Raw genomic sequence first — 25,145 nt, 5'->3', positions numbered from 1 at the left:
ACTTACAAATCGCCTATCAAGTCCATAATGTCATCGAGTTCTTCCAGAGAGAGCTTCTTGTCCACGAAATCACTCGGTGTTAACTCAGAATCTTTCTTTTCTATACAATGAAAAATAATAGCGTTCAAATGAAATTGATAGAGTCCCATGAGCTTGTCTATCGTCGTTTTGTGATACTCATGGCGATTGTAATTCAAATAGATAGCCAGCTCTCCACCGATAATCTTGGCATAGATATCGAGCGGGTGCATGCGCTCGGCATGAGGTCCTAGTACTCTACCCTCTGGTAGATCCGATAATGTGAAAAGCTCATTGTCCAGATCGGCTTCGTACTGTCCCAGATAATTGAACACAACCTCGGGTTGGCGTGTGAAATGGATGTCTCGCTTGTGCTCGGTCTCTGTGAGATGCTTTAGGATGGCATACCCGATTCCTTTATTAGGAATGGCACGCATCGTTTCTTTGACCAGCTTGATCTGCTCCCCTAATTGGCCCGATTTGGCTACAGGCAGCACGACAGGGAAAAGGGAAGTGAACCAACCTACCGTACGGGAGACATTCAAGCCCTTGACAATCTCTTCACGTCCATGTCCTTCCAAAAAGACCCTAACATCGTTTGCCCCTGTCCATTCCTGCATCGCCATTCCCAAGGCAGTCAACAAGATCTCTTGCGTTTCCGTTTGGTAGGCGTGATTTGTATGGCGCAGTAATTTTTCCGTCTCCGTTTTGGAGAAACGAACGGATGCTGTTATCGTCTCCAATTCGGTCTGATAAATGGTCTCCTGATCCTTCGGTAAGGGAGGGGACGGAATGGATTCGACTTTTTTCCAATAAGCTAGTTCATTGACAAGCTTCTTGCTATTGGCAAAGGTTTTCAGCTCTTTTGCCCATTTTTGATAAGAATGTGTTTTTTCCGGTATAGCAATTGGATTACCTGAGGCTACTTGCTGATAGGCTATTCGGAAGTCTTCCAGAAGGATTCGCCAGGACACACCGTCAACAACCAAATGGTGAATCGCAAAAAGCAGATGGTCACCTGCTCTGGTCTTGAAAAGCGCTACTTGAACCAGAGGTCCCTCTTGTAAATTCATTCTGGCTTGCAGACGGTTTGCTTCTTCTTCCACTTTGTTTCGAGCATTCAGCTCTTCTGTAAAATCAAACACTTGGAATACGAACAGATTACCATCGTCGCCCCGATTGAATTGGACAAATCCCTCATCCGATTCGGTAAAGCTCATGCGCAGGGCATCATGATGAAGGACTAGCGCATGGAGAGACTCCATCAGTAGCTCGCTATGAAAGCCCTCTCGGCTGAAAACCATCATTGCTTGATTCCAGTGCTGTCTGCTTGATGTAATCCGTTCAAAGAAGTAGTGCTGGATCGGTGTAAGTAAGACAGGCCCTGTAACCAGTCCCTGATCGATATTGATACTCTCGGAAATGATAAACGGTGCCATTTGTTCGATCGTTGGATATTTAAACAGATGATTGACTGCCATCATGAGATTCATCCGTTGCAGACGAGACGCGATCTGCAAACCCTTGATTGAATCCCCACCAAGCTCGAAAAAGCTGTCTTGAATCCCTACTCTCTCGATGCCAAGTACTTCTCCCCAAATTCCAGCAAGAATCTTTTCCATTTCAGAGCGCGGTGCTACAAATTCCACTTCGCTTCTCACACTTCCATCCGGTTCGGGCAGGGCCTTGCGATCTAGCTTGCCGTTGGAAGTAAGGGGAAACTCCTTCATAAGAACGAAGTGGGCAGGTATCATATATTCTGGCAAATCGCGGCGAAGCAAGTCGCGCAATTGACTGACTGTCCATTCCTTCGCGGAAAGCAGATAGGCGCATAAGTATGCCTGATTGTTCTGGTCCACTCGGGCCATAACCACCGCATCATCAATAGACTCTTCGTGGATCAGTTTGCTACGAATTTCATCCAACTCGATGCGGTATCCACGAATTTTTACCTGATGGTCCATCCGTCCGAGATACTCGATGTTGCCATCCTCACGATAGCGTGCCAGGTCGCCAGTGCGATAGATACGCTTTCCAGCCTCTAATGGATGGGCAACAAACTTTTCAGCGGTCAGCTCTTCGTTATTCAAATATCCTCTCGCCAAGCTTATTCCAGCAATGCATAGTTCGCCCGGAACGCCTATAGGCTGCAACTGTCCGTACTGATTGACGATGTACATTCGATAGTTGGGCAGTGGCTTTCCGATGGGGACAGGATTCTCCAGTGAGTGTTTTGCGAGCGAATAACGGGACGTATAGATGGTCGCTTCTGTTGGCCCGTAGATGTTTTCCAATTTCACCTCCGGCAGTACTTCATACACCTTTGGCACGAGATCATCCGGCATCGCTTCCCCGCAAGCAAGGATGTACCGCAATCGGTTTGATTCGTTTGTCCCCTCCAGATATTCGACGAACGGAATCAACATGGATGGCACGAAATTGATGTGGGTAACCCCGTCTTTGACTACGGCCTGCCATATTTCTTTGGGGTTCTTTTCCGCCTCTGGCTCGAGAATGACTAACCTTCCATTTCCAGGAATCCACCCGAAAATTTCGGCAACAGAGATATCAAAAATGTAGGTCGTCTTCAGCAGGATTGCATCTTCACACGTAAGCGGATATTCATCCTGCATGGCATGGAGTACATTAAGCAGTCCCCCGTGTTCAATCATCACGCCTTTTGGCTTCCCGGTTGAGCCCGATGTGTACATGACATACACGAGGTCATCCGGCATGTTAACCAATGGTAGATTGCTTGTATCTGGGGAAAAGCTACTCTCGCTATTCAAATCCATAACATTCGCTGTAAAGCTTGCTTTTTCAACGAAACGGGTCTGTGCTACCACTAGCTTGGCGCCGCTGTCTGTGAAAATGTAGGAAATTCGCTCCGTCGGACTGTTCGGATCGATTGGCAGATAGGCTCCACCTGCTTTTAACACGGCGAGAATGACCACTATCATCTCAAAGGATCGTTCCGCTATAAGCATCACCAGATCGTCTGGTTGCACCCCTTTTGCTCGGAGGGTATGTGCCAGTTGGTTTGCTCGTTCGTTCAGCTCTCGATACGTCATGCACTGTTCGCCGAGTACCAATGCGATCTTGTCCGGTGTAGCAGTCGCCCATTCTTCTAACAACTGCATGATCAATTTGCTGGAGTATGTTTTGGATGTATCGTTTACCCCTAGTAACAAATTGAGGCGTTGCTCTTGGGGCATTAGTTCAAACGTTTTAACTTGCTCCTCCAAGCCGTGAACAGCTTGCAAAAGGAGATGTTCAAACTGCGCAATCATGCGGTTGATCATGCTTTCATCAAACAACCGTGTGTTGTATTCAAAAACAATATGCAGCTCATTCTCCCGCTCCACTGCTTCGAGTGTCAGGTCGAACTTGCTAATCCTGTTATTGATATGACGCGTGTGATTTTCCAACCCTGTCTCCGATGCGCTTTGCATCATGAACATCACATCAAACAGGGGATGGCGATTCCCGTCGCGTTTTGCGCCAGAGCCTTCGAGAATTTTATCAAAGGGAACGTACTGGTTTTGCAAAGCAGATAAAAGCTCTTGCTTAACCTGTTGCAGGTTATATAAAAAGCTTTCTTCATGCTCAATCGAGAGTAGAAGTGGCAAGGTATTCACGAACATCCCAAGTATCTCTCGGGTATCCGGATGCTGTCTTCCATCTGTTACGGTACCTAGTATAACTTGCTTGCTGTCGTTATTCATTTTGGATAGCCAGACAGATACGATGGTGAGCATCAGCATATAGAGGGTTCCATCGTGTTTGGTTGCTGTGGACTTGAGCTTTCTCGTGAGTTCTTTGGTTGCGCGATACGTGATCGTAGTCCCATCAAATGTCAGTTGCGGCGGACGTTTTCGTGTAGGAAGCTGGACAACAGGAAGCTCGCCCTCAAGGAGGGTTTTCCAGTAAGCAGCTTGCTGTTTGTATTCCTCGCTTGAATACCAGTCATTTTGCCAGTGCGCAAACGACTTATAGGTACTCTGTAAAGGGAGAAGCTGCTGTCGTTCGAGTAAAGTCTGTAATTCCCGTAACAAAATCGACTTGGATAAGCCATCCATGAGGATGTGATGGGAGTCGAGCCAGAGAACCTGTTTGTCAGGAGTTTCAATGATTCCAGCCCGGAGCAATGGCGCTTTTGCCAAATCAAATGGCTTGATGTGCTCTGCTAGTAGGCTGTGTAGTACCTCTTCTGCACCCGTTTGACGGACAAAGGATAGTTCGGCGAACGTGACAATTCGTTTTACGATTTCGTCATCATGCATGTGATACGTGCTTCGTAATCCTTCGTGACGCATCACCAGCTCCTGCAAGGCCATCTGGATATGCTCCACATCTACGGAATGGGGAAAGTCAACCGTGAATGTCACGTTGTATGCAATCGACTCTACATCCTGCTGCTGAATGAAGTACATGCGTTTCTCCACCGCGGACGTCTCGTATTCCTGTTGTACGCCCAGCTCCTGCAATGGTTGTAGGTTCGTCTGCTCTTGCTCTGTGAACAAACGTTTCAATTGGCGAATCGTTGGATGCTTAAAAAGCTGGTCATATCTCAAATCGAATCCGATATTCTTGAACTGGGAAATGAGTTGCATGGCCTTGATCGAGTCCCCACCGCATTCAAGAAAATGGTCGTCGATTCCCACCTGCAAAATTCCTAGCACGCTGCTCCACACGTGAGCCAATTGTTGTTCAAGCTTATCAGTTGGCCCGACATAATATTCCCTCAGCAGCTCCTCATCTCCCTGTACATCTGGCAGCGCCCGCTTATCTACCTTTCCATTCGTGGTGAGTGGTAGAGTCTCCATGTGAACAAAGTGCGTCGGGATCATGTACTCAGGAAGATCATTTCCGAGCCATTCCCTCAGCTCGTGAAAAGGGATTTCATCAGGAGCAACATAATAGCTAACTAAGAATTTGCGGCCATCCTCCCGTTCTTTGGCGATAACGGTTGCCATTTCGACCTTTGGATGATTCATGAGGAAAGGCTCAATTTCTCCTGGCTCGATTCGATATCCGCGAATTTTTACCAAATTGTCGAGGCGGCCCAAAAACTCGATGTTCCCGTCAGGCAACCAGCGTGCTCTATCTCCCGTACGGTACATGCGCTCACCTGTCTGAGGATGAGTGATGTATTTTTCAGCAGTCAAATCTGGTCGGTTCACGTATCCTCGTCCCAACGCTTCACCGAGGATAAATACCTCGCCCGCCACCCCAATCGGCTGCAATGCCAGCTTTTCGTCCAAAATGAGGATGTAAGTATGAGCGATAGGCTTGCCAATCGGAATACTTTGGTATTGCTTGTCCACCTCAAAAGTAGTAGCAACAATCGTGCACTCTGTCGGCCCATACAAGTTGTAAAGCTTGTAAGCACCGCGCCGTTCAACCCTTTTTAGTACATCCCCGCCTGTGAGCATCACTCGAAAAGAACGATTATCCATCTGCATGAACTGTTCTGCTGCTCCTGTCGGAAAAAAGCTGATCGTAATACCTTCTTGATTACAATAATCATTCAAGGCAATCAGATCATACTTCAGTGCAGCTGGCACGATGTGTAACAAAGCGCCCGTGAGCAGATAGGGAAAAATATCTAAGGCAGATCCGTCAAATGCAAAACTGGAATAGACAAGGGCTTTGTCTTCAGAGCTCACTTCGAAGTACTGGCGATGCCATTCACAAAAGTTTACCAAGTTGCGATGCTCGATCATGACGCCTTTCGCCAAGCCTGTCGATCCCGATGTATACATGACATAGACGAGATCTGTTGATCGATTGACATGTTGTAGATTCTCTCTTCTGTCGCTGAAGCTACCAGGGTCACACACATCGATCACTTCTACTTCGCAGATGCTTTTCGCCTTCTCTATAAGCGGAGTCTGTGTCAATAAAACGGGTGCACCACTGTCGTTTAACATATAAGCAATTCGTTCATCCGGATAATCTAGATCGATTGGGAGATATGCTGCTCCAGCCTTTAGAACGGCGAGAATACTCACCAGCATATCCAGTGATCTGTCCATCATGAGCGCCACAAGATCGTCGGGCTTAATTCCTTTGGCACAAAGGTTATGGGCTAGCTGATTGGCTCGCTCATTAAGCTGTTTGTATGTCAGGGACTTGTCTTGATAGACAACTGCTAGACTGTCCGGTGACACTTCGACTTGTCGTTCAAACAACTGATGATAGGTTTTATCGCTCTGCTTCTCCACTTGTGTTCGTTCCCAACAAAAACGCTTTAAGGCCAGCAGTTCTTTTACGGTGGTCATATTCAGGTTTTTGTAGAAATCTCGGTCTTTTTTGTAGTGAATCGTTCCACCAGATGGTTGCGGAATTGGTGTGATCCGCCCACTGACGATGTTCTCCCACTCTCGGATGAACAGGTCTTCAATCACTTGATTCGCTTTGTTGTAACAATCGATCAGTGTATCTTCTTCATCAAAAGAAATCTCTTCCTGAACAAGAATATTGCCTGTATCGATGTTCTCGTCTATGAGGTGGAGCGTAACCCCTTTTGGTGTCTCATCCCAAATACTCCAGAAAACAGGGTCTCTCCCCTTGTTCCAGGGCAAGAGGGATGTATGTAGATTGAGAATGCGCCCTTTGAAATGGGAAACGATTTCCTTACCCAGAATATAGCCGTACGCGTAACTGACAACGTAATCGACTTCTTCCAAATATTCGGTTTGTTGCTCCCATTTTTTCGTGCACACGATGACTTCGTGGTTTCTTGATTCCAAGTACTGGACAATCCTGTTTTCTTTGCTCATGAATGTTGTTAGGAATAGTATTCTCAAAAAAACATCACCAGCATTTCTCATAATTTCGTTGACAAAAAGTTGACTTCGATTGAAAATCATCCTAGATGGAAGTTGTGCCACTTTTTTACTTTTTGTTACATGATTTTACATATAACTCAAAAATATGGTTTTCTGCAAGTAGTTGTATGTAAATTTTTTTATTTTTTTGTGCCCAACAATTAGAGGAAAGAACGCAAAAAGGCGCTACTCTGCTAGTTTTGAGCGATGAAAGGAGGTAAGTTTACCACTGGTAAAAACTGACATTTTCTGACAACTCCCGTTTTCAACGCTACTCTTCGGTCAACATGACATTTCACTCTGAAATGAAATTGCCTCTGTGTCTCCATTTCCAGTTGTTTCTGACGATTTTTGTATTTAATGCATCACTTTTACAGTCTTTTAATATTCCGAATTGGATAAAAAGGTTACGATATGAGTACTGCACACGCAATTGGAGTCACAGAGAAATCTTAGGAAAGGGGATTTTTTTATGGAGCCTGCAATCGTCATTAAGGATCTCAAAAAATCATTTGGAGACAAAAAAGTTCTCGATGGCATTTCCCTCTCGATTCCCAAAGGTACGATTTTTGGTCTACTTGGACCTAATGGAGCTGGAAAAACAACCTCCCTTCGAATCCTGTCCTGCCTTATTGAGCCTACGTCAGGAGAAGTCACCATTCTCGGTCACCAAATCAGCAAAAATAAAGAAGAGATTCGCAAAAAAATTGGTTGCGTAACAGAATCTCCCGGGGTGTATGACAAGCTTTCTCTGTTGGACAACCTGGAATTCTTCGCCTCCTGCTACCAAATGCCCAAAGCGAAGCGGGCTTCACGCATCGAGTATTTGCTGCGCCAGTTCGATTTGTGGGACAGAAGAAACGATCCTGCTGGCAGATTGTCAAAAGGAATGAAACAAAAACTTTCGATTGTTTGCGCGATTTTACACGATCCAGAGGTGCTTTTCTTAGACGAGGTCACAGCCAATCTCGACCCTGTCAGCACTCGGAAGCTGAAAGACCTGATTCGCGAGTGGGCTGCGTCTGGAAAGACGATCATCTTTTGCTCACATATCCTGGCAGAAATTGATGAGTTATGTCATGAGTTCGCCATCATTAAGGGTCAAGTAATTCGTTTAACGACCCCACAGAAGTTCCGCGAAGAGTGGACCACCTACAATGTGCTTCTTGACGTAGGAGCGGATACGCATAAGTCGGAACAGATTATTAAAGCCGCCGAGGAAGTGGAGACGTATAAGCGCACCGAAGACCAGTTCCACCTGAGGGTAGCCAATCCGAAGGACTCGAACCCACAGCTAATCAAAAAGCTGGTCGCAGCGGATATTACGGTCAATTACATAGCTCCCATCTCCGTGTCACTGGAGGACTCCTATCTCAGCTTGTTGAACCAAGAAAAGGAGGCGATCTAGGATGCCGGGATTTGTTATTATCCGGGAATGGAAGGAGCTTTTCGCTGCACGCTCCGTATTGATTACCAATCTTGCTGCACCATTCGTTATATTGGTTGTCGCTCTGATCACCACAGTATTTGCCCAAAACGGTAAGATGGAGTTCATCCTTAACCTGATGAAATTGACCAATCCCCTCCTTAACATGGCAGGTGAAGATGGTCATATTGCCATTGCCCGCTTCTATTTCCTCTTGTTCCTGATCGTACCGGCGATGATCCCCTTAACATTCGCCACGACGAGCATCATCATGGAAAAAATGACAGGAACATTGGAAAGCGTACTGGTCACCCCAATTTCCACCAAGGAGTTTTTGCTGGGTAAGGTCCTAGCTTACTCCTTGCCTTCCATCGCTTTGACCTGGGTGGTCCAGCTAATCTTTCTAGGGTTCATCTTTGCAACCTTTGACAATGCCAGCGAGTATTTTTCCATCGTATTTATTCTCGCGATGCTCCTGCTGGTTCCATTTATTTCGATTATCAGTGTATCCATGAGCGTCATTGTTTCCTCCAAGGTTGACAACGTCGCAGCAGCCCAACAATTTGGTGCCATACTGGTGCTGCCAATCATCGGACTTGCTGTCAGTCAGGTCATCTTCCTTTCCATGATGAGCAATCCGGTAATCTATCTGGGAATGGTTACGCTTTGTGCGGTGGTTGCCCTGATCTTGTTCCAGACAAGTATTAAAGTGTTTGATCGCGAGCATATCATCAGCAAGTGGAAATAATCGAAAGTATGAAAAATAACCACCTTATGAAATCGTTGTTGTTACACGATTCCATAAGGTGGTTTTACTATTTGGGTATTGTTTTTAGCTAATAATTGCTTTAAGGGTTTGGGTCATCGTGTGCCAGTCTTCTTCTTGCATGATCGTATCTAGAGGTCTCTTCAATTCTATGAGTACATCCTCTACATAATGCTCACGTCTCATCCCCACGAGGACGCTGTGTACCTCTGGAGTGGCGCGCATCGTTCTAATCGCTGCTTGGCTGAGGTTATCTGTTGTCATCAAATGCGGCTTCACCCTCGTCAGCTCTCTCGAGATATCCAGTGAACGCTGGTAGTCTTTGGGGGCGTAGTAGCTCTTCAAGGCTTCTGCTGTCTCCATGAGAGCTGCCTTGTAGGTATCCAGCCATTGCTGTGTCTGGTCGTCCAAGCCATCATGTTTTTTAATCGTATTACGAATATCTTCAATGACCGGCTCAAACAAGAAGTTTCTCACATTTTGCACATTTGTAGCAGAGTATAGCTTTTTCCAGTATTTGCGGAGTGTAGCACCAGATGATATTTTTTTCTTCAGCTCTTTTACATCTTCTTTCTCCATTTTCAGTAATGGCAAGACACGATAGACGATCTGATCCTCTACATCATCTACACGATTCAGACAATCCTTGATTCGACGAGTAGCTTCTTTTTCATCAATGACCGAGCTCAGATCTAGTTGGATGTTCGTCAGGCGGAAGATTTTATCCTTCGCTGTCACATCTAACGTCCGGTTGGTCATGACACCAAGTCCCTTTTCCTTGGCAAATAACAAGGCACTCTTGCCTTGCGCATGACTTTTTTCCAGTATGGCACCAGATTCGTACATGTTCATTGGAAACTGGATGACGCGAAAATGGTGATTTGGTGTAATCTTTTCTGCAATGTCCCAGAGGGTATCTAGCGCAACAAAATCAAATTCCTTGACATTGCTGCCAAACGAATTGGCACTGACACCATAGCATTGAATCCGACCTGATTCGACTTCTTTCTCCAGATGTCGAAAAGCCTTCTCCATTCGCTCTAATAATTCATCATACGCTTCCTGTTGTTTGATCTTTTTCATTTTGGCCCATAGCAAATACCACTCTGGATTGTGCAGCATGTAGCAATCAATCGTGTCCACCTGCAAGCGCTGCAGGCTACGTGTCAGCTGGTCTTGAAGGTACTCTGGGTGGATACATATCGACATTCCTTCGTGCACCGTCGTGAAGTCTTGATACGGTTTTCCTTCCGCTGTCCTCTTCGTCGTCTCCTCGGAATCTTCGCCTTGGACGATACCGGCCTTAGACACGATTACAAGCTCTTCCCGCTTTATTTTTTCTTCACTTATCAGCTGCTTCAGCACATGACCGATGACTTTCTCCGCGCTACCATTTGTATACATACTACTTGTGTCAATCAAGTTAATTCCTTCGAGCAGCGCTTTGCGGAGTGCCTGCTGGTACTGCTCATCCTGTTCATCAATCCGGTACGTTCCGAATCCAACCTGACTGATCCACACATCGAAGCTGCCAAATTGCTTATAGAAAAGATGGGGATTGGCCTGTGCTAGGCGCTGTGTCCCCTCTCGTGTTGCTTTTCCTGTCATCATCCAATCCCCCTATACCCGGCAATATAATTTTGAAGAGTTGACCCGACAATAGAAATGACTTGGTCCTGTTGAGAATGGATGAAAAAATGGTCGCCTTCCAGTATATGCGTTTGAAAAGAAGCGTTGGTATGTTCTCTCCAGGCTTCGAGATGTGTTACGGAAAAATCCGGGTCCTGCCAACCGCCAATGGCCGTCACTCCGGACTCCAGCGGTTCCCCGTCTTGATAGCGATACGTCTCGCATATCGAGAAATCGGCCCGAAGCGTAGGGAGAAGCATATTCAGAATCTCCTTGTCCTCAAAAATTTCCTTTGGCGTGCCATTCATTGTTCGAACTCCCTCCAGAAACTCTTGATCTGGGAGATGATGAATGGCTTCACCCGGATCTGGCAGATGCGGGGCATGGTATCCGGATGCAAACAAGTGTTGCGGCTTGAGGTTGTAATGTTTGCGTAAATATCTGGCCAGTTCAAAGCTAACCAGCGTTCCCATGCTATGTCCAAAAAACGCAAACGGTCGATTTAGATACGGAAGAAGCGCTTCTGCCAAATCACGAATCATTACAGACAAATCCGTGTAGCAAGGCTCTAAGAAGCGATTACTTCTGCCGGGAAGCTGCACAGGACAAACGCCAATTTGAACGGGCAGCTTTTTTTGCCAATCCCGATAAATACCTGCGTGACCACCAGCATAGTGAAAGCAAAATAATAGCACTTCTGCCTCTGCTGTCATTTTTGCAGAGAGTAGCCATCGGTTCTGGGAAACGTTCATCTTTTGCATAGGTATCCTCCTCGTTATTCCTTAGGGAACAATGCGAATTTTTGCCTGATCTTTTAATTGGGATTGTCCCTTGATCACTACCTTGTCTCCTGGTTTCACTCCGGAACCGATAAGCGTCTTCTCCGTTCCTTTCGAAGCAATCGCGATTTCCTTCTCGGCTACTCTCTCGCCATTCACAACGTAGGCTACTGATTTCCCATTTCGCTCAAGGATGGCATCTGTCGGTATGAGAATCCCTGCTTGTCCGTGGCTGGAAGAGACTTCTGCCTTCATTCCGGGAAGTAGCGTACCTTTTGGATTTGGTACTTCTATTTCCACGGGAAAAAGCTTAGATTGGTCAGCAGCCTTTAGTCCCACGTAGGTAATGCTGCCGTTGACCTTGATATTTTGAGAGGGAACCTGCAAATTTAGTTGTGTTCCTTTTTTGAAGCTAGCCAACGATTTTTCGGACACATTCACCTTCACAATCATCGGGTCAAGGTTAATGACTGTTGCAACAGGCTTTTGCGGATTGATCGTATCGCCTTCTTGGACTTGGATATCGGTGACAATGCCGTCAATTGTTGATTTGATCAGCGTGTTTTCCAACGCATTCCTGGAGATGTCCACTTCAACCTGTCCCTGTTGCACACTTGCTTGCGTGACTCGTCCATTTTTATCGGCTGTATTCACTTGCGACCTGGCATTAATTAAAGCAGTTTGCGCCTGATCCAGCTGGCTTTGATACTGGTTTTTTGCTTGCAGATACGCGTTTTCTGCATTCTCAAGCTCACCTTTGGACAAAGCTTTCTCTTCAAACAGCTTTTTCGAGCGGTTGTAATTTGCCTGCGCCAGCGTCAAGCCTTGTTCCATCGTTCGCTTGACACTCGCAAAGGTTTGCTCCGCCTGCTTCAGTTGGCTGTTTGCCAATTCGCCAGACGTCCCCATTTTGTTGGAATGCTCTAGATTCGCCTTGGCGACTGCTAATGCCGCCTCCGCTTGGCGCAGTTTCAATTGCGCTTCGGTTTGATCCAGCTTTCCGATGACTTGTCCTTTTTTTACGGTGTCCCCTTTTTTCACCAGGATTTGTGAGACGGTTCCGGTAGTTTTGCCGTAAATACTCACATCCGTGTTAGCGAATACCTCCGCCAGCAATCTGCCGGAGTCTTTAAGTTCTCCTTCTATGACTTCCTCTACTTGAACATCAACGGAATTCTCCACTTTAATGCTTTCAACCTCAGGACTGGACTGGCTTTCGTTTGATGTTCTTCCTTCTTTCGAATTGGTATTGTCTACGGATTGTGAACTGCATCCCGAGATGATGGTCAAGCCTAAAAGACATGCCACGCCTGAGCTGATTAGCTTCGTCTTCTTCATTGTTCGTAAACTCCTCCCTCTGCCTTACCCAGACTTTTTCATATCGCGTAAACTTCTCAGCACGGAAATAAACATATCCTCACTTGGCTCGATCTCCGCTTCTTTGGTATCAGGGGCAAAAAACTCTTTTTTGATCCGATACAGTAATTCATACCCGATAGGAACCACGAATAAGGTCAGGATCGTCGAAGTAACGAGTCCGCCAATGACCACAATCGCCAAGCTTTTGGTCATCAAGGCTCCTTCAGAAAAGCCGAGGTAAAGTGGCAAGAGTGCGCTGACTGTCGCAACAGCCGTCATAATAATCGGGCGTACGCGGGTAACGCCAGCTTCGACAACTGCCTCACGCATAGAAGTCCCTTCCAGTCTTCGCTGCTGAATATTGTCCACATACACGATTGCATTCGTAACAACGATTCCGACCAGCATCAAAAAGCCGATAAGTGCCGTTATATCGAGAACGGTATCCGAAACGAACAGGCCAAATAATCCGCCGATCACAGCAAGTGGCAAGGACAATAGAATCGCGAGCGGAGCTGTAGCATTGCCAAACGTGATGAGCATGACGATGTAGACGATAAAAATCGCGGCACCAATGGCTAAAAGCATATCTTTAAAGCTTTTTTCCATGTCGCTTGAGACGCCTTCAGATGACAGTGTAACTCCGGCGGGCAATTTTTCCGCTTGCAACATCGCAAACAGGAAATTACTCGCTCCTCCTTTGTTGTCACTCGTGATATCTGCTGTAATTTGTACGAATTGTTTTTCGTCCTTGCGCATGATTTGGGATTGAACTTTTTCTTGATCAATCTCAGCAAAGTCCACCAAACGTACCTGTTGCTTGCTTGGCGTTTGAATGTAAATATTGTTCAGTTCCTCTAACGATTTCGCATGGTTTTCACCGAGACCAAAGAAGAGACTATAGTCTTTGTCGTCGACTTTGATCTTGCCAATTCGGGTATCCGAGACCAGGAGGTTGACCTCTTGAGCCACCTGTACAGGGGAAACTCCCAGTTCCGAGGCTTTGTCTCTATCGACTTTGATGACAACTTCATTTTTGAAATCGTTCAGATTGTCCTTCACGTTGGTCAACAGGGGACTTACCTTCAAGTTTGATTTGACAATTTCGCTTGCCTCTTTCAAGCGAACCAGATCTGGTCCATACAGGATCACCTTGAACTTGTTGGTATCGCTGCTACCAGGTTTCGTCAAGGCCATCTCAGATCCTAGTGGAATCATCGGTTTGACGATTCCCTCAAATTTCTTGATGGTTTGGTCGAGATTCACATCTTGCCCTATTTTGATAAGCAAGAGGGCTTGGTTCGATTGGCGTATTTCCGCTTCATTTTCAGAGCCAAGATTGATTTCTATGTACTCTACTTCAGGCTGCTCCATCAATTTACTTTCGATCTGGGCAACCGTTTGATCGAGTCCATCTAGTTGTGTACCTTTTGGCATCGTTACTTGTGCGAATATGTACTTCGCTTCCGGATCAGGAAACAATCCGTATTTCATGTATGGGAGAAGCGCTAGACTTGCGACAAATAGAACGAGTGACAGAAATCCGACAGCGGGCTTGCGGTTGAGTGACCATTGAAGTAACTTCCTGTACGTGTCAGACCCTTTCCCTTGTTCATGTTCCTTGATATTGTGGTCTTTTAAGATCATCAGCTTGGCTAACAGTGGAACAATCGTCACGGCTACTAATAGTGAGGCAAACAGCGAGCATACAACCGTTAGAGCAAATGGGCGGAATACTTCTCCGATCATCCCTCCAACAAACACAATGGGTAAAAATACGGCGGTTGTCGTAAAAGTCGATGAGGTAATGGCATGTAGCATTTCGTGGGTGGCAATTTGAATCAAGTTTTCCTTGCGTTCTTTGTTCAATTGCAAATGGCGGAAAATATTCTCGATGACGACGATACTGTCATCCACAACTCGTCCTACAGCCACTGCCATCCCAAATAGTGTGATCATATTGAGAGTAATCCCCATCCAGGACATGAAGATCAGACTTACTAGGATGGATGTTGGGATAGAGACTAGGACGATGAGGGTTGCTTTTACATGACGCAAAAAGAACAAAATGACTACAGAAGCCATAATAGCTCCAAGCAAGCCTTCTTTGAGCATGCCGTTAATCGAATTCTTGATATCGACAGAAGTGTCATAAATCGTGGTAAAGGTTAAGTCCGGGTACTCTTCTTTCAAACGGGATAATTTTGCATTAATGGCATCACCGGTTTCTACCGCATTGGCGTCACGTGTTTTGTAAATATTGATGTTAATTCCATTCTTGCCGTTATAGCGGCTGATCGAATTAACGACTTCATCAAAATTGACTTCAGCGATATCGCCAAGCCTGACGTAGGTAAGCCCATTTGTGGGGTCACTTGGGAGGAAAATCTTCGTGTTTCGAATATCATCCACATTGAGGTAACGGCTTACCACGCGAATGATGCGCTCTTCCCCATCCTCGGTGATCGAACCGATAGGCAGGGCTACGTGATTGTCAAGTAAAAGCTGTTTCAGCTGCAATGGAGAGATTCCGTAGTAGTTTAGCGCATCTACCTTTGGCAGGATTTTCATTTCTTTGAATTGCCCGCCTATTGTTGATACTTTATCAACACTTTCAATACCTTCTAACTCTTTGAGCACTGTTTCTTTTACGTCGTTGTCAAAATGATCGACTCCACTCTCCTTATCCTGTCCTGTCACAAACAGATAATAGACGGGTTGATTGCTGAAGCCCTGAATCATTACTTGCGGTCTGTTTACTTTGCTGGGAAGCGCAATACTGGAGATTTTTCTTTCCAGCTCGTCCCTGACTGCTTGTACATCTGAACCAGTCTCCAAGTAGACTTGTAGCGTGGAACTATTGTTGCTTGAGTATGACTCCACTGCCTTAACGCCTGTTACATGCCCAACTTCACGTTCCAATGGCTTCGTTACATCATCGAGAACATCTTCTGGAGATGCATCTGGATAAGTAGTATTGACTAGAAGCACTGGGAAAGTGATATCCGGCATGTTCTCTACCTTGAGAGACATGGCGGCAATGATTCCACTGACTACGATAAGCAGGCTCATAATAATAATAGCTGTGGAGTTTCTGAGAGAAAAATTCGTTAGAAAGCGCAAGGCATGCCCCCCTCATTCCTAATAAATTCCATTCTCTATATTACCCCTCATTTTTTCCGTATTCAATAAATTTCCATAAAAATTAAAATTTGTTTTCTGTTTCGCTCTTTTACCAAACAGAAAGAAGACCAAAAACCATCTTCCGACGGGGTTTTTGATCTACTTTCTTGAATAATGTCTCCAAATGTAAAGAAATTGTATGTTTTCTACCCTCACAAAATCGAGTGGGAAGCGGTCTTATTTGATGAAACCATGAAGGATGATATCCCCTATCGCGTGCGCAATCATTGCATACTCCAAACCGCGCTTCCAGTAGAGGTAACCGAATAAGATTCCTGCCACCCCGTTAAGGGCAAGTGTGCGAATGAACAACAGCGGGGTAATCTCACCAAAATAAACATTTGCCGCAGGGAGATGACCAAGCCCAAATATAAGGGCCGCCCCAATGATCCCTGTCCAGTACATCCAGGGCTTAGGAGAAGAGTTACGTCCGAATAGCTTGCTACAAATCCACACGATCATGGTCATCATGAACAAGCGAACCATGACTTCTTCGTATACGCCGCCTTGAATGGATGTCAGAATCCCTGCCCAAACCGATACTTCTACGTTTTGGGCTTTTTCTGCCAAGATTGGCAGTAATGGTTGGAAAACCGCGAATTCCAGTAAGAGGAGAAGACCTGTTGCTGCAAATCCAAAGATGACTGCTTGAATGATTCCCTTTTTGTTAAAGGACTCTCCGCCCGTTTTATATAACCACTTCCGAAGGACAGGGGCATCCATCCCAACCTTAGTTGCGAAAGTCAATCCAATCCATGAAAACAGAAACGCCATGATGGTTCCCTGCAAGACAAAAATTGTCATTGCCACCGGCAGCGGGATAGGTACCATGGCTAATGCATCCCCGCCAATTGCCAGCAAATAAGGAATAGCTGCGATAAAACCGATAGCGCTCACCAACGATAATAGAAATGCTATTTTCAAGTTTTTCATTTTACTTTCCCCTTCCTGTTTTTTTGTAATAGTACCGACTGCTTCCAATCGAAATCAGAATGGTCACCAACACAATGATCAGCATGAGGATGTAATGGATGGTTGTTGGTAAGAATGAAGTGAGCATGATAAGGATTCCTCCGATGAAGAACACACGAGAACTCAATAGGTGGGTATTTTTCCAGACCTCTTCACTAGCGAGTGACCATGGCGTGCGTATCCCAATCAGATAGTTATGTCGAAACCGAGGCATGAAATTCCCTATCGTTACAAAGAGAATTCCTAAAATAAGGGTTACAAATATTCCAATATTTAACATATACCCATATCCATATGCGATGATCACGCTATGGATGACGAGAAGTACGATCATTAATGTATGCAAGATTGTATCGTGACTGCTTTGGAACTTTTTGTAATACTGTTTTTGACTGCGAACAGCCACGAAAAGAAACAGCATCACAACCGGAATAAAGGTTACACCCACAAGCTTAGGCGCAAAACCATTCGGTTCGCCATTTGGTCCCCAATGAATGACCATCTGATCTGGCATGGAGGGATAACAAATTACGCCTAACACAACACTGATGAAAAAAAACAAGATAGACAAATTGGATTTATTCATGTGATTCCCTCACTTTCTAATGAAATTGGATAAACCATTTTAATAAGTCTTGAAAAACAGTCGTATTCAGTGAGTAGTAGATGTTTTGCCCTTTTCGTTCGTCGTAAACCATTTGTGCCTGTTTCAACAAACTGAGGTGGTGGGAGATGCTGGGCTTTGTCATTTGAAAATGGTCAGCTATTTCTCCAGCCGTCATATCTTTCTCCCTCAACAGGTCAAGAATTTTTCTTCTTGTGGGATCAGAGAGTGCCTTAAATGCATAATTCATTGACATAATCAATCGATCCTACTTTCATACATCATTTTTAGATATTTAGAAATTTAGAAATTTATCTAAATATTGAATTGAGAAATGCCTTGTGCCAACTTGTAAGGCACTACTGGATCGTTTATCTGTATATCAATCCTACCATAAACACTATTTTTTTCCAACCATTACATACAATTCATCCCAACTAAGCATTCATAATGTCATCAGTCTGCCACTTCTTTGGTTGGGGCTAACTATTTGCTTACCTTGCAAATCTCAAAGTGTGTACAATGTCGAGTGACATAAGCATTTTCTGGCAAACGCAGTCAGTATCCTTGGTTATATCACTCGACAAGAATCAAAAAGCAATCTATGAGCACATCTTATCAATTACGATTGGATACGTGAATATCTAAATGTATGCCAAATTTCATTATCATCCTTAATGGTTAGATAGATTTGCCCCGCTCCATAATCCCCCATGGCTACGTACTCTTTACCAGGAGTATACTCGCCTACATAATTACCATAATAATCGCTGTCAAATGTTAATCTTCTTCCTGATATTTCAAAGGTTACGGATGACTCTGTCGCTTCTATACATTTGACATTTACTTTATCTACTGCTGGCTGTTGATAAGTTTGATCATTTTGAGTTTGCACTGAGCTCTGCTGTCTGACCACTTCTAAATCCTTTTTTAATCCACCATTCTTTTTTGTACATGCTGACATGGCATCTTGTACCTCCGCCAGATGTCGTTCTAATCTGGCAATATGTCTCAGCAATTCGTAATTGTTGTAGTGTCTACCTTCTCCCGCTGAAATTGGATAATAGCCCTCTTGTGGATACCACCCGTACATAAATTTCCTCCTCCATTGGCTTTCACACACTTTACGTTATGGATTTTCCGCCTATCTCGTTCGCCTAATTTCCCATAAATTGGTTTTGAACTGACTCCACTAAATGAAATAGCGGCCACCTAAGACCTGAACATAAAGTCTTAGATTGACCGCTGTTATTTTTGAATGAACATTCCCGTTCTGTTCCGTACTTTCCTGGAAATCTTTCCAATAATGTTTAGCCGCTACTACATCATTGGACTGTAAGAGCAAATGAAAGCTCTCTTCGCTCAGATATAAAAATGGCCCTGAAGTATAATAATCCGCCAAAAATCACAAGCTCTTACGCCAAGGCCAAGCTAGGTCGAGCAGAAAAGCGACAGAAGCTCCCGCAGTGTACCGCACAAGGTCCGCCGTCAAAAAGCCCTTTCCTAATACCAACGCCCCAAGAGTTGTTCCCCTGAAGTAATTGATCCAATCGGCCTGATACAATTGGCTGGCCTCGATCGCAAAGCAAAACGCGAGGCTGCACCACAGCGAGAAAGAAATCTTTTTGTGAGCATAACAAGTGCGAAAGCCGAAGTAGATCATGCAAGCCCATAATGCATCGCCAAAATGCTCCGCTACAAAGACAGGCAACACATCAGCGAACGCTCTGGACCCTAAGCCCAAAGCCATAACAACAAAAACGGCCACGATATAGGCGCCCCTGTCTCTCCATCGACACGCGGAGCGCTTGTTACAAGTGCTCATAGGTATCATACGGTAGTCCTTCCATTCGGCTTTGTGCATACATAATTAAAATTTCATGAAAGTAATCGTAAATCTTGTAAAGCTGTCTTTTTCACTCTCCACTTTCATCAAGGCATGATGTGCTTCGATAATGGCTTTGACTAGCGCCAATCCAATTCCAGTCGAATCCTGCTTTTTCGAACCTGTTGCTTTGTAGAATCGATCAAAAATATGCGATAATTCTTCAGGTGCGATTCCTTCTCCAAAGTCTTGTATCACCAACTCTGTATAGATCGGCGTATCTTTTACTTGAATCATGATTGTACTGCTGGGTTTGGAATGCTCGATCGCATTCTTCAGCAGGTTCAACAATGCTTCCTGCATCCATAGTTTATCGTGGGCAACGACGATTTCCTTCGGCGCATCCCAGTCAATCGCTATATGCTTATCACTGATCATGCTTGTCAAGCGATCTAGAACTTCATCGATCGTCTCCACCAAATTGGCTGGCTCTCTATCAAATGAAATAGCGTTGGCGTCAATTTTCGCTACTTTTAATAAATTTTGTATTAAGACATTCATTCTGGAGATTTGAACTTCATTATTTTGCAGGAGTTGAACTTGCTGCTGACGAGACAGTTCTGCATTCAACAACATCTCATTGTAGATGGATATCGTTGAAAGAGGCGTTTTTAATTGATGGGAGATATCTTGCAGCATTTGTGCTAAAAACTCTTTCTCTTCCAGAAGATCCTGCATGCTTTTTCGAATAATATTTTTCATGGAACGGAAGGAAGCCGCTAGTTTAGCGAGATCCCCTTCCTTATTTTCATTGATGACTACCGAGTAGTCCCCATCGATTATTTTTTTTGCTGAAGAAGTAAGTTGTCTAATTTTATGGAAGACCATCTTGTATTGCATATAGCTTGCTCCAAGCAACATTAAACCGAAACAAATCAATCCCCAATACATCCATTGATTATGGCTGGAAATATGTTTATTTAAAAGGGGAAAAAGCTCTGATTCCAAATCTTCATATAATCCATACTGTCTAAAGAGCTCTCTTCCTTTTTCCTGGTACACACTTGAATTAGATGCGTGACTTGTTAAGACTTTCATAATTTCCGCTTCATTCTCGGGATTTTGTTCAACCAATCTAGCCGTAATTTCACCCCAGGTTGCAATGGAGTCGTGTTTCAAAGCATCATATAACAGTTGATGGGCAATAAACTGGTAAATGGTAAATAGTGATAACAGAACGGCCAGTATCGTCATATACCTTTTCAATTCGGTATTCTTCATCATCTTACTCTCTACTCACATCCTTATTCCACCGATAACCTAATCCTCTTTGGGTAACGATAAACTCCGGATTTTTGGGGTCATCTTCCACTTTAGCTCTTAGACGCTTAATGTATACAGATAGCGTGTTTTCATCAAAAAAAGCATCTTCTCCTTCCGATACTTTCATCAGGAGATCATCTCTTTTTAGTGCTTTATGGGCGTTCATCATGAAAGTTAGCAGAAGCTTGTATTCAAGATTGGTTAATGGAATGCTTTCCTGATTTTTATAAGCCTTGACGAGGTTCGTATCCATTTTTATATTTTCAGATACTAAGGTGATAGAAGAAGTTTCTACTCTCCCACGTTTGCGCAATTGCACTTTCACTCTGGACATGAATTCCTTGACTCGGAATGGTTTCGTTATATAATCGTCCCCGCCAATATCCAGGCCCATTACTACATTTGCTTCTTCATCCAAGGCCGTTAAGAAGATAATAACCGATGAATCATTTAGTTTTTTGAAATGCAGACATAAATCATAGCCGTTTCCATCTGGAAGACCGACATCCAGGATCGCCAAATCAAAAGGTTGTTGATCAAACTGGTGTTTCGCTTCTTTTACACTAGAGGCTCTGACCACTTCATAGCCTTCATTTCTCAATGAGAATTCGATGGCTAGACCAAGCGCCTCATCATCTTCCACAAGCAATATTTTATGCAAGGTTGTCATCTCCTCATTTTCATTCCAGTGTTCAGCTATTGACCAAACCGAAAAGCCCGACTATAAAATAGCCAGGCCCATTTTATCATTGTTCCCTGATAACATCGATAAGATTATCTTTTTGAATTTTTCTCAGTGGTAATAGAACAGATAAAAAGCTGATGAGCAAAGCTGAAACAAACGTAATGAGACAAGCTTCGTAGGGGATCGTCCATTCGACCTTCAAGACACCGGAAGCCGCCAAATAGATAATATAAGAAAGTATACAACCGAAAAAGATCCCTTGTAAACTTCCAAAAAAACCATATATCAGCGCTTCATAGATGATCATTTTTTTCAAATCCCTTTGTGACATGCCTATAGATTTTAACGCGGCCAGTTCTTTTCGTCTGATGATGATGCTGATCGTAATCGTGTTGAGGATATTGACACTGCCAATCAAAGAAATGACGGTGATAAAACTGTATACCAGCACTTTTATGACGAGCTCCGAATCCTGCTTCACTTTATTCTCATCAATGTGATTCACAATGGAAATGGCGTGTTTTTTTCCAACAGAGTCCTCGATGTGAGCAACAGTTGCAAGAGATTGCGTCTTATCCTTCAAATCGATTTCAAAATGGAGGTCTTGTTCCTTCACTCCGGATACATTTTCAACTGACTTCAAAAGCTCCAAAATTTGCTGTCTTTCTGCTGAAGTATCCTCATGATCTTGTTTCAGATAGATGGATAGATCTGTTTTCGTAGATAAATTTTTCACATATTTGGATGCAAATGCGATATCCATCATAGACGAAAAGGTAATAAACAAGACACTGGATATAATGATGGATAGAATCGTAATGGTATAACGATTTTTATTTCTTTTGACATTTTTCAAAGCCAGGCTCATGGGAAAAGATAACGGTTTTTTCAACACGTTATTCTTATGTTTTTTAATCGCCTCTTTTTTTATGGATAATCTGCTGCTGATTGCCAACAGTGGAGATATTCTGCCCGCAAAAAAAGCCGGGTAATAACTGGACGCTAGTACGGCCGTCAGCGTAATGATCGAACTGATGAATAAAATCCACCAATCGATATGAAAGAACGAAACACCTGCACCATCTTCTAAAATGATCGAGAAAATGGATTGGAGAGCAGCGACCGCCACTATGCTACATACAAGTCCAACTGGTATGGCGATGACAGCCAGCACAGCCGCTTCTCTCATCACGATTTGTCTAATTTGCTTTCGCGTAGCACCTATGCTTCGGAGCAAGCCGAACTGCTTCATTCGCTCTACGACGCTGATTTGAAAAGCGTTGTATATCACCACAACTGTCGCGATCACAACAATACTGATGACGATAACGAGCACGGCCAAAATCGATTGATTCGATCCCGGTTTCAAAACCCTAATCATTTCCTCATTGATAACCAGATTCTCGTCTTTCGTAAGTGATTTTATCTCATCTATAACCTCTCTAAAGTCGGCTTTCTCGTTTATTTCGGCTAAGATCCTACCCTCTCCGATAGCAAAATCATGTTTATAGGTTAGGAAACGCCCCACTTTATCTTTCTGAGTGAACGCCCGATTATCCAGTAAACCAACCAGTTGATAGGTTTGACCATCCAATTCAAATGAGTCACCGATCTGGAGACCCTTTTTCATAAAAGGAAGCGTCCATGTATCGACAGCTGCTTCATGCTCATTGGCTGGTAATCTGCCATCAGCGAGACTGTAGGTTAAAAACGCCAATGCGCTATGATCAGCGAAATTCTTTTGAACAGAAACATCTCCATTTCCAACTGGAACGATTCCGCCCTGAGCCATCAAGCCATACGAAGCAATTTGGGGATTATATTTGATTTTGTTTAATAGTGCTTCATCGTAATTGGAAATACCGAGATGAAAAGAAAACCCGTTTACCTTCTTGATATTCTCGATTTGGGATAGTTGTGATCCTTTCATAAAAAGGCCGACTGTCGAAATTAACGCGACAGAGAGTATGATTCCGATCAAGGTCAAAATCGTTTGTTTCATATTCCCCTTTAAATACTTGCTGCTTAATTGTTTATAGCTGCTGATCAAAATCATTCTCCTCCAATCTTTTGGCTAATTCGCAGCAAGCCGTTGGTCTGAAATGATCGTACCGTCTTCTATCGCGATGATCCGGTCAGAAGCCGAAGCAATCGCGAGATCGTGAGTAATCAAGACAATGGTTTGATTATATTTTCTGGCAGTCAATCGTAATAAATCTATGACTTCCTTCGTATTTCGTGTATCCAGATTCCCAGTGGGCTCATCCGCCAAAATCAAATGCGGCCGATTCATTAAGGCTCTGCCGATGGAGACCCGTTGCTGTTGACCGCCCGATAATTCGGAAGGCAAGTGGTCTTTCCGTTCATGGAGACCCAGGATTTCAATAAGTTCATCCAGATACTTCATATCTATCGGTTCCTCATCCAATAACATGGGCAACGCGATATTTTCCTGGACATTCAATACCGGGATCAAATTAAAAAATTGAAAAATAAACCCGACCTTTCTTCTTCTGAATATGGAAAGCTCATCATCTGTATAATCGTAAATATTATGATCCCCAATGAGTACTTGTCCTGAAGTTGGACGATCCAACCCGCCTAAAATATGCAGCAGTGTACTTTTACCAGAGCCGGAAACACCTACAATGGAAACAAACTCTCCTTGCTGAATCGAAAGGTGAATTCCTTTTAACGCATCTACCTTGCTATTTCCTTCCCCATAACTTTTTACTACGTTTTCCATTCGTACAACTTCCATACAGTCACCCTCTCATCAACCAAACTCAATCTTGTACGTCTACGAAGTTTACTTTGTCTTCACTGTTTGCGTATACGTTCCCGATTTCTTGTAAGACTTGGTTCACCTGATCTTTCTTCTTATAATCGAAGCTTCGATTTTCAAACTGGATCAAGGAGAGCGTTGACTCTGCTTCGGTTAATTGGTTGTAAGTCTGGTCGTCAACGATAACAAGATCCGCTTGTGGTATATACCCGATCCACATCTGATGGTTCACATGCTCAACAGGTACCATCTTGCCGTTCAAATCAATTTGGCCATTCTTCATTTCATAATCACTATAAGAGTAAAGCAGATTTTGACCATTCGATAATTGTTTTATGCTGGTAACAGGGTCTGAAATAATAGATGTGCTGTTTGGCTCTTGTCTGGCTCTGAGAATCCCCTTCTTGACGAATTGCTCAGCAGTGGATCGAGTAACAACCGAATATTTGATCTCTCTAGTTTCAAATTCTTGACCCGTTTCTTTCTGCTCTTGCTCTGTCCGTTTCGTCTTTTTTATCGTTGTAACTAATTTGATTTTGTAGTCCATCGCTTGTTTGGTGTTATCTTTATACAACTCTTTGACCTTATTCGCATCTTTTTCTGTGCCGATTACGAGAACGCCATCGACCGGTTGTGATGGACCTTCTACAAATCGGTTTACACCGTATCCAATCCCTCCAAAAATGACAATAGCCAACAAGAACCCTATTACTTTTTTCATCTTAATTGCTCCCTTATAAACGATTTATGTATGGATTATAGACGAGACTTTCCTGTAATTGAATGACTCTTGTCTAACGATTTTGACCTTCTTTCTTACAATTTAGTAAGAATGGAGTTAATGACATGCTTGTTTGAAAGAAAAAGGCTGTCTCGCAGTCATTGTGCATGACTTTTGGGACAGTCCTCTCTACGTTTTCAGACTATGCTTTTTTAAAATTGAACCGATCCTCTTCCG

17 protein-coding genes are annotated in these 25,145 nt (G+C 43.9%); 2 read left to right on the top strand and 15 right to left on the bottom strand.

From position 1 onward, the window contains the following. Positions 1-2: 2 nt before the first annotated feature. Entirely contained in the window at positions 3-6,830 is a 6,828-nt protein-coding gene (gene lgrA / locus BBR47_RS14670; RefSeq protein ID WP_015891188.1) for a linear gramicidin non-ribosomal peptide synthetase LgrA, read from the bottom strand. A 493-nt stretch (positions 6,831-7,323) separates the two neighbouring features. On the opposite strand from lgrA, the gene BBR47_RS14665 reads away from it, so the two are divergent. Further along, positions 7,324-8,259: an ABC transporter ATP-binding protein gene (locus BBR47_RS14665; RefSeq protein WP_015891187.1), complete on the top strand. Its 936-nt coding sequence runs from the start codon at positions 7,324-7,326 to the stop codon at positions 8,257-8,259. Position 8,260: 1 nt separating this feature from the next. Continuing rightward, a complete protein-coding gene (locus tag BBR47_RS14660) occupies positions 8,261-9,025 on the top strand; it encodes an ABC transporter permease (RefSeq protein ID WP_015891186.1) in 765 nt (254 codons plus the stop codon). Positions 9,026-9,109: 84 nt separating this feature from the next. On the opposite strand, the gene BBR47_RS14655 is transcribed toward BBR47_RS14660, so the two are convergent. From BBR47_RS14655 to BBR47_RS14590, 14 genes are all read right to left on the bottom strand, one after another. Next, a complete protein-coding gene (locus BBR47_RS14655; RefSeq protein ID WP_041749430.1) occupies positions 9,110-10,654 on the bottom strand; it encodes an aldo/keto reductase in 1,545 nt (514 codons plus the stop codon). After that, a complete protein-coding gene (gene lgrE / locus BBR47_RS14650) occupies positions 10,651-11,433 on the bottom strand; it encodes a linear gramicidin aldoreductase LgrE (RefSeq protein WP_015891184.1) in 783 nt (260 codons plus the stop codon). The genes BBR47_RS14655 and lgrE overlap by 4 nt, the downstream gene beginning before the upstream one ends. A 21-nt stretch (positions 11,434-11,454) precedes the next feature. Then, on the bottom strand, positions 11,455-12,789 hold the full coding sequence (locus BBR47_RS14645) for an efflux RND transporter periplasmic adaptor subunit (RefSeq protein WP_015891183.1): 1,335 nt from the start codon (positions 12,787-12,789) through the stop codon (positions 11,455-11,457). 24 nt (positions 12,790-12,813) lie between these two features. Beyond that, entirely contained in the window at positions 12,814-15,933 is a 3,120-nt protein-coding gene (locus tag BBR47_RS14640; protein WP_015891182.1) for an efflux RND transporter permease subunit, read from the bottom strand. Positions 15,934-16,170: 237 nt separating this feature from the next. Continuing rightward, the gene (locus tag BBR47_RS14635; RefSeq protein WP_015891181.1) at positions 16,171-16,926 is read right to left on the bottom strand and encodes a CPBP family intramembrane glutamic endopeptidase; all 756 of its coding nucleotides are present in this window, start codon (positions 16,924-16,926) and stop codon (positions 16,171-16,173) included. 1 nt (position 16,927) lies between these two features. Continuing rightward, positions 16,928-17,551: an SdpI family protein gene (locus tag BBR47_RS14630; RefSeq protein ID WP_015891180.1), complete on the bottom strand. Its 624-nt coding sequence runs from the start codon at positions 17,549-17,551 to the stop codon at positions 16,928-16,930. A gap of 16 nt (positions 17,552-17,567) precedes the next feature. Next, complete coding sequence (locus BBR47_RS14625; protein WP_007729097.1) at positions 17,568-17,825, bottom strand: autorepressor SdpR family transcription factor; 258 nt, start codon at positions 17,823-17,825, stop codon at positions 17,568-17,570. Between the two features lie 366 nt (positions 17,826-18,191). Further along, on the bottom strand, positions 18,192-18,662 hold the full coding sequence (locus tag BBR47_RS14620) for a hypothetical protein (RefSeq protein ID WP_041749429.1): 471 nt from the start codon (positions 18,660-18,662) through the stop codon (positions 18,192-18,194). 312 nt (positions 18,663-18,974) lie between these two features. Beyond that, positions 18,975-19,403, bottom strand: coding sequence for a DUF2809 domain-containing protein (locus BBR47_RS14615; protein ID WP_015891179.1), 429 nt, complete (start codon positions 19,401-19,403; stop codon positions 18,975-18,977). Between the two features lie 36 nt (positions 19,404-19,439). Continuing rightward, positions 19,440-20,675 (bottom strand): HAMP domain-containing sensor histidine kinase, encoded by a 1,236-nt coding sequence (locus BBR47_RS14610; RefSeq protein WP_041749852.1) that lies wholly within the window; start codon positions 20,673-20,675, stop codon positions 19,440-19,442. Positions 20,676-20,679: 4 nt separating this feature from the next. Beyond that, complete coding sequence (locus tag BBR47_RS14605) at positions 20,680-21,387, bottom strand: response regulator transcription factor (RefSeq protein WP_015891177.1); 708 nt, start codon at positions 21,385-21,387, stop codon at positions 20,680-20,682. A gap of 76 nt (positions 21,388-21,463) precedes the next feature. Then, positions 21,464-23,452 carry an ABC transporter permease gene (locus BBR47_RS14600; protein WP_041749851.1) on the bottom strand — a complete coding sequence of 663 codons (1,989 nt, stop codon included), beginning with the start codon at positions 23,450-23,452 and terminating at the stop codon, positions 21,464-21,466. A 24-nt stretch (positions 23,453-23,476) separates the two neighbouring features. After that, positions 23,477-24,163 carry an ABC transporter ATP-binding protein gene (locus BBR47_RS14595; RefSeq protein ID WP_015891175.1) on the bottom strand — a complete coding sequence of 229 codons (687 nt, stop codon included), beginning with the start codon at positions 24,161-24,163 and terminating at the stop codon, positions 23,477-23,479. 25 nt (positions 24,164-24,188) lie between these two features. Then, on the bottom strand, positions 24,189-24,908 hold the full coding sequence (locus tag BBR47_RS14590; protein ID WP_015891174.1) for a lipoprotein BA_5634 family protein: 720 nt from the start codon (positions 24,906-24,908) through the stop codon (positions 24,189-24,191). Positions 24,909-25,145: the final 237 nt, after the last annotated feature.

Origin of the sequence: Brevibacillus brevis NBRC 100599 (assembly GCF_000010165.1) — a bacterium.
Classification (GTDB): Bacteria; Bacillota; Bacilli; order Brevibacillales; family Brevibacillaceae; genus Brevibacillus; species Brevibacillus brevis_D.
This window is presented reverse-complemented; position numbering and strand designations above follow the sequence as displayed.